The organism is Dokdonia sinensis (genome assembly GCF_003688895.1).
Taxonomy (GTDB): domain Bacteria; phylum Bacteroidota; class Bacteroidia; order Flavobacteriales; family Flavobacteriaceae; genus Dokdonia; species Dokdonia sinensis.
Map to the genome: position 1 here is coordinate 91,262 of NZ_REFV01000014.1, position 9,126 is coordinate 100,387.

Genomic DNA, 9,126 nt, shown 5'->3' on the forward strand with positions numbered 1-9,126 from the left:
AATTAACATTTTAGGACATATAATCCCTATATTTATAACATAGAATTAAGACTGTAGTGCTATGAGAAGGAGGTTTGTAAATATTGGTATTTTAATATTATTTATGTTTTTAAGTTGTCTTTCGGCTAAAGCGCAAGTAGAAGCACCACAGCCGCAGGATAAGTTTTGGGACAGTGTCCGTTTTGGTGGAGGTCTCGGACTATCTTTTGGGAATAATAATACCTTAATCACCGTCGCTCCAAGCGCACTTTACCAACCCAACCAGTACGTAGCATTTGGGCCGGGGCTCAACTTTACCTATCAAAAAAGCCAAAATTTCAGATCTACACTATATGGTGGTAGTGCAATAGTATTAGTAAATCCTATTCAATTTATTCAACTTTCTTCAGAGCTTGAGCAACTTCGCGTAAATCAAACCATCGAAACCGCTCAAGGCGATGTAGACGATAATTTCTGGAACACTTCTCTTTTTCTAGGTGCTGGTTTCCGTACTGGAAATGTTACTATTGGAGCACGCTACAATGTCCTTTTTAAAGACGGTCAGAGCATTTATGCTGATGCTTGGCAACCATTTGTTAGAGTTTATTTTTAAACTCGTAATCCATATATCACTTCTACACGTATTTTCTCATGTTGTACTTAGTTTGCTAGTGTTAATACTAACAATTGTTAGTATTTGACAATCCAACACCTGTATTTACAGGCTTTTACATCATATCCGATCGTTTAATTCAAGTGATAAATAAAATTTTAACACACTTTATCGGATTATTCTTACATTTTATCGATAAAAATAATTCTTCTTTTACATATCTTGCTCTTCCCAAATCATTATACCCTTAATTATGAAATCGTTATACCCCCTAGCGCTCATTATTTTCACTAGTATCTCCATTCCTAGTTACGCACAAATAGGCATTAATACAACAGACCCTACAAAAGATTTAGATGTAAATGGTGAAATGCGCGTGCGCGACCTTCCGGTAAGCACAAGTAAAAATATAAGCCTTCTGGCCTCTGATAATCAAGGTAACTTACAGCGTGGAAATATATTTTTTCTATCAGATATTATAGACAAAACAGCTTCCTCACCCAAGCGCGTTAATGCTAGAGGATATCAAAATTTTCACACAAACCTTAATCTAGGCACGACGGTCACTATACCTGCAAATAAAAGAGCCAAAGTCATTGTAAATTACTCAGTTCCTGCTGGAGCAGATCTGTACAACGACCCTCCAAGCACCTATTTAGGAGTAACTTTTAAAAAGAATGGAAACGAAAGACCATCAGGTTCCAGAAAAGTGACTTTACCTAATTTACCCTCAAGCAATGTTATTGCAAAGATGACGACTATCTCAAACACTTATACAGAAACGTTTTCTCCTAGAAATTACGACCGGACAATTACCTACTCACTATATGGCTACGTTGAGCAATCTGCACCCTCTAACAAAACATTTAATTACATATTTAATATGTATAGTGCTGGCGGTGCAAATTACAATTGGGGAAAAGCTTCTATGATTGCACAAGTATACGTTAAGTGATTATACCGTGCGCTCCATAAGACTTTTACCAAAGTCCTTTAAAAGCTTTTTCTTGTCTTCAGAAATCTTCAGGGTATCTAGTGCCACAAAGGCTTTTTCTGTGTAAAAAGCAATTTTTTCTTGCGTTGCAGCAGCTGCTCCACTCTCAATAAACTGTTGCTTTACTGTTGCAATCTTATCCTCGGTATGCGTGGGAGAAATAGAAAACAGATGCTCTAGTTGACGTGCATCATCATCGTTTGCATTTTGTAAAGCAATGAGATACAAAAAGGTCTTTTTGTTCTCTATAATGTCCCCACCCACTTGTTTTCCAAAAGTCTCTGGGTCACCAAAAGCGTCTAGATAGTCATCCTGCAGCTGAAATGCTAATCCAAGATCCCGCCCGAAATCATAGAGCGCTGCCTGACATTCCTTAGAAGCATTAGCCACGATACCTCCCATTTTAAGAGCGGCACCTACAAGCACTGCCGTCTTATATTCTATCATCTTGAGGTACTCGGCAATAGTAACGTCATCACGTGTCTCAAAATCTACATCATATTGTTGTCCTTCACACACCTCGATAGCAGTTTTTGAAAACAATTGAGCAAGCTCTCTAAAGGTATCTCCTTCATAGTTTTCAAACAACTGATAAGCAAGTATGAGCATCGCATCTCCAGAAAGTATGGCGGTATTTATGTCCCACTTCTCGTGCACAGTTTCTTCACCGCGTCTTAGCGGTGCGTCATCCATAATATCATCGTGAACCAGCGAGAAGTTATGAAAAATCTCAATGGCCAGAGCGGCATCAAGAGCTTTTTCTAGCGGCGTATCAAATAGTTCTGCCGCCAGTAATGTCAATACTGGACGCAAGCGCTTTCCGCCAAGGTCCAAAATATAATTAATGGGTTCATAGAGATTTTTTGGTTCATTGTTTAACGATCTCTGGGAAAGATAATCTATAAATCGAGCCGAATATTCTGGTACAGAAAGCATACGTGCAATTTTTATGTAAAAATAGGGCTTCTGGTTTTAATGTTTGGGGTTCCGCTTTCGCGAAAGTGAAAGACTATAAACAAAATTTTATATTTCTACAAAATCATTCTATTTACACTTACATGGCTATTTAATAACATTGAGCTATCGAACAATACGTTACATTTGACAACACCGACAAATCTAATTGTTTATCTTTAATCTGTAATTATGACAACAAAAAACAAAAAACAAAAAACAAAAAACAAAAAATTTAAAAAGGCTAACGCTCTTTCGCTTAATTAGCGTAAGTCTATCTATAATGAGTCTCTTCTTTTTCCAAAGCTGTTCTGATGATGAGGTAGAAAATATCATTAAACAGTCTAATACTGGAAAGTCCACAATTGCAGGAATAGCAGATGAAAACTTTTTGGAACAAACTCCAATACAATTGGGTAAGCAACTGTTGAATCCCTATTCAGTAACAAGAATGCAGGCAGCGGTTAATTTTTATAATAATGTTGTGCCAAATTCAAGATTCCAACAGAAAATTATTCCTGCAACTCATCTCTACATTAAATTTTCTCCAACAACCGAAGATCATTTAATCATACTTGACAGTTTAGACAATGATCTTAACAATAAAGATGTCGTACTACAAGATTATCCCTTAGACTATCTTATAATAAATGAAGGAGACTATTTTGTAGAACCTCAAGATGAGCAGGATCTTTATCACGATATCTACACTACTGTACCAGAAGATTTCAATTTTCCAGATAATTTACCCTACACAATTTTAGAGTATTTATATCAACCCCCATTAGAAGAGATTGAAATTGAAACAATTGCCCTAGTTCAAGCGGGATGGCAAGAAGATATAATTGAGGATTATGGTTCAGAAATACTAGAAAGAGATTTACCTTACTTTCTTAACAATACAAGTAGGGAGACAATGAGAGCCCCTAAGTTCACTCCAAGGGGTCGTGTCACAATAAGAAATACAAGAACAGGGAATGAAGAGGCATTAAGAAGAGCAAAAATTTCTACTGGACGTGGTGTATGGTGGCGTTATACGTACACAGATGAAGATGGTAATTTTACAGCCACAAAAAGGTATCGCGGCAAAGTACGTGTACGAGCAAAATGGAGAGGAACTGAGGTTTCGGTAAGACGTACCTTAAATGAGATGTTAGGGATTCAAGTCTCTGATCACTTAATGACACTACGCAGGAGCAGTAACAATCGCACTAAGCTCATCGAACCACATCACGAACATTTATGGTACAAGGGAACCGTACATAATGGTATAATGACCTATAATGATTTTGTTAACGAAACAAACATAGGTTTTCCACACCAAAGCTCTGTAGTCTGGGCTTGGAAAAATGGTGATGCTTCTTCCACGCCTATGCTTCACAGGTACCCACAATTACCGTATTACTCAGTTCTTACTGGTTACTCGCAGTTTGCAGTATGGGGAACCATTACCAGTGCTTATATAGGAATGGTACCTCCGTGGTTCCGTCCCGACCAGATACTTGGAAATCTTCAAGGAAAAGAAGTAAACGGTCAGGTTAATACAGGGCGAATTGAACAATTGATTTTTCACGAATCGGCACATTACACCCACGCTAGAAAAATTGGTTCATTTGCATACGCACAAATTTTCTCGTCGGAGATCAATAATCAAATTGCACACGGTGACCCATATCATGAGGGCACGACACCAACAGATAGTGCAGGAGAATTTATTGCCTTAGCTGAAGGTTGGGCGACCTACATTGAATGGAAAGCAATGGAAAGTAGGGATCCGTTTAATGAAGGATGGAACGGTAATGCTTTCATCAATCCGCAAGCTTATATGAATGATTTCAGAATGTACACGCGACCTATGTCGCTTGCAAGAGACGATAATGACACTTTCTTTTTAAATGGATTATTATGGCACTATCAGGATCAAAGCGTTGCAAATGAACTTATTAATGATGGATTAATTTTAAGGAATGGTGTAACAGGGGCGAATTTAGGAAATTTAAGAGATAGAGTGTGGGCTGCGCCTGACAATGACTTATCTCCAATGATAGAACTCTTAGAATCTGACGTTCGATCTGGCTCTGATCTCAGACAAGAAGCTATAAATAATAACCCCCCAACCTCAACTAATCGTATCAACTTATTATTCGAAAGCTATGGGTACTAAGAATATTTTTTTTAAATACTTTTTTATAATACTTATAACTACTACTTCTTGCAGTCTCTTTAGTGACGATGACGGGTGTAGCGATGACCAGAATGATAGTAGACCTATAACTGTAGAAGGTTTACTAGAAATTACTCCTCTAAATACTGAATATAATCAAGGAGATATAATTGAAGTTACCCTTACCCTGCCAAGTGCCAATAATTTTTTCTCGACCCCTGTAGATTTATTTGATGAAACAGGTACAATAGAGTCTTGGATTGAAGGATTTGATCATACTGAATTGACTGCTGAAAATACCATTACATTAGAAAGTGGCCGTCTTGAAAACAATGGACGGGCTTATGTAATTTACAATGAAGACAATAATGATTATGAGCTAATTTATCGAGTAACATTAGAACGAACTGGAACATATGAAATTCTTGTAAGCCCTAGTTATAGATTAAGATTCCCAACTAATAACGCTTGTGACTTTGAGGTAGAAACGTCGCTTAATGGTTTTTCAACAGAAGAAATCACGAACTTTACATTTGAAGTAACACCCTAATATTATGAAAAAAACCTTATTGATTATTTTTGGACTATCCGTATTAGCCTCTCACGGCCAAATAATTTGGACAGGACCTGATGTGACTTTTGAAAAGGAAAACTTCGCAGACTGGACACTGGCCCAGAATCAAGATAGAATGACAGATAATGTCTGGATCACTAGGGCAGACCGTTTTGGAATTTTTAATATCGCTCAAGAAGAGGAATATGACACTACAGACTTTTTAAGTCCCATTGATACAGAGTGGGCGTTTGGAAACACCTCTGAAATAGAAACGCTCACATTTTTACCGTGGGATGACGCTGTAGATATGCCACCGCAGGCCGTCGGACAAGAAATGGTCGTTCACCTTATCACAGACGATATCTATGTAGACATTACATTTACTTCCTGGTCATCTGGTAATGGACAAGGTGGAACTTCCGGAGGCGGCTTATCGTACGTAAGAAGCTCTGACCAAAATCTGAGCATTTCAGAAGAAACGCTACACGCCGTAGTCGTTTATCCTAATCCCACGGAAAACTTTATAACCATTGACCAGTCTACGCTAGATGCTTCGACTTATGAAATATTCTCGGTACTGGGTCAGAAAGTCGGACAAGGAAATCTAAGTTACTCTAGAGATGTGGTTAACGTAGAGAGACTTTCGGCGGGTATTTATGTTCTCAAATTAAACAATGGCAAGAATATTCGCTTTATAAAACAATAATTCATTGCTTATAGATTCGCACTAATCCCGATGTTTTCAAGGCGTTGGGATTTTTGATTTTATAGGTGTACGCTTTCGCGAAAGCGTAGAAAAGACCATTCCCCTTTTCCGCTTAACAAAACTTTGTTCTATTTGTGTAGGGCTTTTTCTTATTTTTGGTTTATGTTAAAACAACAACTTAATTTTAAGCTTTCGCAAAAGCTTTCTCCGCAGCAGATACAGCTTATGAAGCTTATCCAGTTGCCCACGCAAGCCTTTGAACAAAAGGTAAAGCAGGAGATGGAGGAAAATCCTGCGCTAGATAGCGGCAAGGACGAGGCTAATGATGAATTTGACGAGTTTGACAACAGCGACGACTACGATGATGGTGGAGAAACCATAGAGGCCGAGATCAATGTAGATGACTACCTAAGCGATGACGAGACGCCAGATTACAGACTAAGTGCAAATAATTATAGTGCAGATGATGAGGAGCGCCAGATCCCATATGCCTCTGGAAAAACATTTAATACCCACCTTAAGGAACAGCTCAATACGGTCAGGCTCTCTGACGAGCAACGGGAAATTGCAGAGTTTATCATAGGAAGCCTGGATGAGAGTGGCTACCTACGACGCGCTCTAGTAGATCTCGTAGATGATCTTGCTTTTACACAAAATGTTTACACCACCGAAGAGGAGGTAGAAAAAATACTTTTCAAGGTTCAGGACTTAGATCCAGCTGGCGTAGCTGCGCGTAGTCTGGAGGAATGTCTCATTCTTCAACTTGATCGTAAGGCGGGAACAAAGGAGGTCTCGCTCGCAATGGATATTCTCGAAAAAGCATTTGACCAGTTTAGCAAAAAGCACTACAAAAAACTGATGTCCAAATTTGATGTTTCTGAGGAGGAGCTCAAAGCCGCCATAGAAGAAATAGAACATCTCAATCCAAAGCCAGGCGGTTCCTACGCTGGCAATACAAAAATAGTGGAACACGTTGTACCAGATTTTACCATTCGCATTGTAGATGGTGAGCTAGAGCTCACGCTTAATGGCCGCAACGCACCAGAACTGCACGTTTCTCGAGAATACAATAATATGCTTAAGGGCTATAAAGCCTCCAAAGAGAAAACTAAAGCGCAAAAAGACGCTGTGATGTTTATCAAACAAAAGTTAGATGCTGCTAAATGGTTTATAGATGCCATACGCCAGCGACAACAGACACTATTTGTTACGATGAGCTCTATTATGCACTACCAAAAAGAATATTTCCTTACGGGTGATGAGCGTAATTTACGCCCTATGATACTGAAAGACATAGCAGAAGAAATTCATATGGATGTCTCTACAGTATCCCGTGTAGCAAACAGTAAATATGTAGACACGCCTTACGGAACAAAGTTGATTAAAGTCTTTTTTAGCGAGAGTATGACTAATGACAAGGGTGAAGAAGTATCTACTCGTGAGATTAAAAAAATTCTAGAAACTGTTATTAAAGAAGAGAATAAACGCAAGCCCCTTACTGATGATAAGCTCGCTGGTATTCTTAAAGAAAAAGGGTATCCCATTGCTCGAAGAACAGTTGCAAAGTACAGAGAACAACTAGATCTTCCCGTCGCGAGACTCAGAAAAGAGATTTAATGCGCTGGCTTATCAAATCATTCTCATATATTTTCCACCCGCTATGGATGCCGCTTATTGCGGTGATCATATATTACGTTACGACGCCCAGATTTATGAATCCAGAATTCTGGTATGCAAAATTTTTTGCGACCACCATTATGACGGTTATCATTCCGATTTTGAGCTTCTATATGTTCAAAAATTTAAATTTGGTAACTGAGATTCATTTAAAAGATGTGAAGGAACGCAAATTCCCTCTACTATTTCAAGGGCTTTTTACTTTACTTATCATCTATATTGTTTTTAAGGGATATGAACTACCTGAGCTCCATTTCTTTTTTGTAGGAGTATTAGGATCAACCCTCGCTGCACTTGTTTTAGTGCTTTTTCAGTTTAAGGCGAGTCTTCATATGATAGGAATTTGTGGTGTACTTTTTTTTGTACTTGGACTAAGCATTCACTTTAATTCAAATATGCTATGGCTCATTTCCCTCCTTGTTCTTGCTTGTGGAGCTACTGCTACTTCTAGGTTAGAAGCAAAAGCGCATACTCCCGTTGAACTTGTTGTTGGAACGATAGTAGGAGCGGTGCCACAGTTCTTAGCTTTCCCATATTGGTTATAAAAAATAAAACTGTAGGCCTAATCTAAGTACTTGCAAATCGACTTTATTTCCGTTAGTCAGGATTGCATCTTCATTAAAAAGTGAATTGAGTCCGTAGTAGACCTTAAGATTGAATGCACTATATCCAAAAGCAAAAGTAAGACCATATTGAATCTTATTGAGTTCCGGAATTTTCGTTTGATTTACGGTATTACCGCTTTGTTCAAACGTTGATTTAAAATGATATATATACTCTAACTGTATGCCCGTGTAAATACGCCAGAATGTATAATCAGTAGCGCTAGACGTACGCCATCGATACTGGATAGGCATTTGAACTGAATAATACGAGAACCTATTCTTAACCTGTCCAATATTGTCTGGAACAATAGCATATATTGAGGTAGTATCATCTGATTCCTCTCCGATAAATAAGTTCTGATTATAAACATCTACCCCCAAACCCAAACCAACACCAATGCTCTTATTGCGCCTTTTATTGAAAGGCATATCTCTGATAAATCCTACGCTAAAGTGACCACTAAATCCATTTTGAGAGATACCTTCAGGCTTGTTTGTAAGCAGATCTAATCCTAAACCTATATACACTTGATCTTCCCTATACAGAGAATCTACAACAAGAATTTGCTCTTCTGAAATATCACCTTGAGCTTGTACTGTCCACCCTTGCAGAACAAAGACCAATAAACCGATTAAAAATCGAACGTAATTCATCATAGTCAAAGATAATGATTGATGGATAAGTGTCTAGTCCTAAATAACCGATACAGATTATTAAAGGATTAAAATTAATATTTAAAGCTTAACGATGCTAGCATCGTTAAGCTTTTTTGATTTGTACTGTTTTCTACTTAGTTTGTTTTGTTGATGCATTTGCTGTGGTGTTAGCAGGTGATTGGATAAGTGCGGTCTCTGATTGTTATAAATTTGGATTGCAT

9 protein-coding genes are annotated in these 9,126 nt (G+C 38.1%); 7 read left to right on the forward strand and 2 right to left on the reverse strand.

The window, feature by feature from the left end; translation table 11 throughout:
- Nucleotides 1-61: 61 nt before the first annotated feature.
- A complete protein-coding gene (locus EAX61_RS13385; RefSeq protein ID WP_121918205.1) occupies nucleotides 62-592 on the forward strand; it encodes a hypothetical protein in 531 nt (176 codons plus the stop codon).
- A gap of 253 nt (nucleotides 593-845) precedes the next feature.
- Nucleotides 846-1,547: a hypothetical protein gene (locus tag EAX61_RS13390; RefSeq protein WP_121918206.1), complete on the forward strand. Its 702-nt coding sequence runs from the start codon at nucleotides 846-848 to the stop codon at nucleotides 1,545-1,547.
- Here EAX61_RS13390 and EAX61_RS13395 read toward each other — a convergent pair whose 3' ends face one another.
- Entirely contained in the window at nucleotides 1,548-2,522 is a 975-nt protein-coding gene (locus EAX61_RS13395; RefSeq protein ID WP_121918207.1) for a polyprenyl synthetase family protein, read from the reverse strand.
- A 301-nt stretch (nucleotides 2,523-2,823) separates the two neighbouring features.
- On the opposite strand from EAX61_RS13395, the gene EAX61_RS13400 reads away from it, so the two are divergent.
- From EAX61_RS13400 to EAX61_RS13420, 5 genes are all read left to right on the forward strand, one after another.
- Nucleotides 2,824-4,704, forward strand: a complete 1,881-nt coding sequence (locus tag EAX61_RS13400; RefSeq protein ID WP_121918208.1) for a hypothetical protein — start codon at nucleotides 2,824-2,826, stop codon at nucleotides 4,702-4,704.
- Complete coding sequence (locus tag EAX61_RS13405; RefSeq protein WP_121918209.1) at nucleotides 4,694-5,254, forward strand: hypothetical protein; 561 nt, start codon at nucleotides 4,694-4,696, stop codon at nucleotides 5,252-5,254. Before EAX61_RS13400 ends, EAX61_RS13405 begins: the two co-directional genes overlap by 11 nt.
- A 4-nt stretch (nucleotides 5,255-5,258) precedes the next feature.
- Nucleotides 5,259-5,966, forward strand: coding sequence for a T9SS type A sorting domain-containing protein (locus tag EAX61_RS13410; RefSeq protein WP_121918210.1), 708 nt, complete (start codon nucleotides 5,259-5,261; stop codon nucleotides 5,964-5,966).
- Nucleotides 5,967-6,128: 162 nt separating this feature from the next.
- Nucleotides 6,129-7,583, forward strand: a complete 1,455-nt coding sequence (gene rpoN / locus EAX61_RS13415) for an RNA polymerase factor sigma-54 (RefSeq protein WP_121918223.1) — start codon at nucleotides 6,129-6,131, stop codon at nucleotides 7,581-7,583.
- Nucleotides 7,583-8,188, forward strand: a complete 606-nt coding sequence (locus EAX61_RS13420; protein ID WP_121918211.1) for a hypothetical protein — start codon at nucleotides 7,583-7,585, stop codon at nucleotides 8,186-8,188. Before rpoN ends, EAX61_RS13420 begins: the two co-directional genes overlap by 1 nt.
- Here EAX61_RS13420 and EAX61_RS13425 read toward each other — a convergent pair.
- The gene (locus EAX61_RS13425; RefSeq protein WP_236642047.1) at nucleotides 8,183-8,905 is read right to left on the reverse strand and encodes a porin family protein; all 723 of its coding nucleotides are present in this window, start codon (nucleotides 8,903-8,905) and stop codon (nucleotides 8,183-8,185) included. The two genes, EAX61_RS13420 and EAX61_RS13425, sit on opposite strands and share 6 nt — an antisense overlap.
- Nucleotides 8,906-9,126: the final 221 nt, after the last annotated feature.

What these genes read in the sequence shown, in the direction of transcription:
- EAX61_RS13390 (WP_121918206.1), top strand. Translation starts at nt 846, where the DNA reads ATGAAATCGTTATACCCCCTAGCGCTCATTATTTTCACTAGTATCTCC.
- rpoN (WP_121918223.1), top strand. Translation starts at nt 6,129, where the DNA reads ATGTTAAAACAACAACTTAATTTTAAGCTTTCGCAAAAGCTTTCTCCG.
- EAX61_RS13400 (WP_121918208.1), top strand. Translation starts at nt 2,824, where the DNA reads ATGAGTCTCTTCTTTTTCCAAAGCTGTTCTGATGATGAGGTAGAAAAT.
- EAX61_RS13410 (WP_121918210.1), top strand. Translation starts at nt 5,259, where the DNA reads ATGAAAAAAACCTTATTGATTATTTTTGGACTATCCGTATTAGCCTCT.
- EAX61_RS13395 (WP_121918207.1), bottom strand. Translation starts at nt 2,522, where the DNA reads ATGCTTTCTGTACCAGAATATTCGGCTCGATTTATAGATTATCTTTCC.
- EAX61_RS13385 (WP_121918205.1), top strand. Translation starts at nt 62, where the DNA reads ATGAGAAGGAGGTTTGTAAATATTGGTATTTTAATATTATTTATGTTT.
- EAX61_RS13425 (WP_236642047.1), bottom strand. Translation starts at nt 8,905, where the DNA reads ATGATGAATTACGTTCGATTTTTAATCGGTTTATTGGTCTTTGTTCTG.
- EAX61_RS13420 (WP_121918211.1), top strand. Translation starts at nt 7,583, where the DNA reads ATGCGCTGGCTTATCAAATCATTCTCATATATTTTCCACCCGCTATGG.
- EAX61_RS13405 (WP_121918209.1), top strand. Translation starts at nt 4,694, where the DNA reads ATGGGTACTAAGAATATTTTTTTTAAATACTTTTTTATAATACTTATA.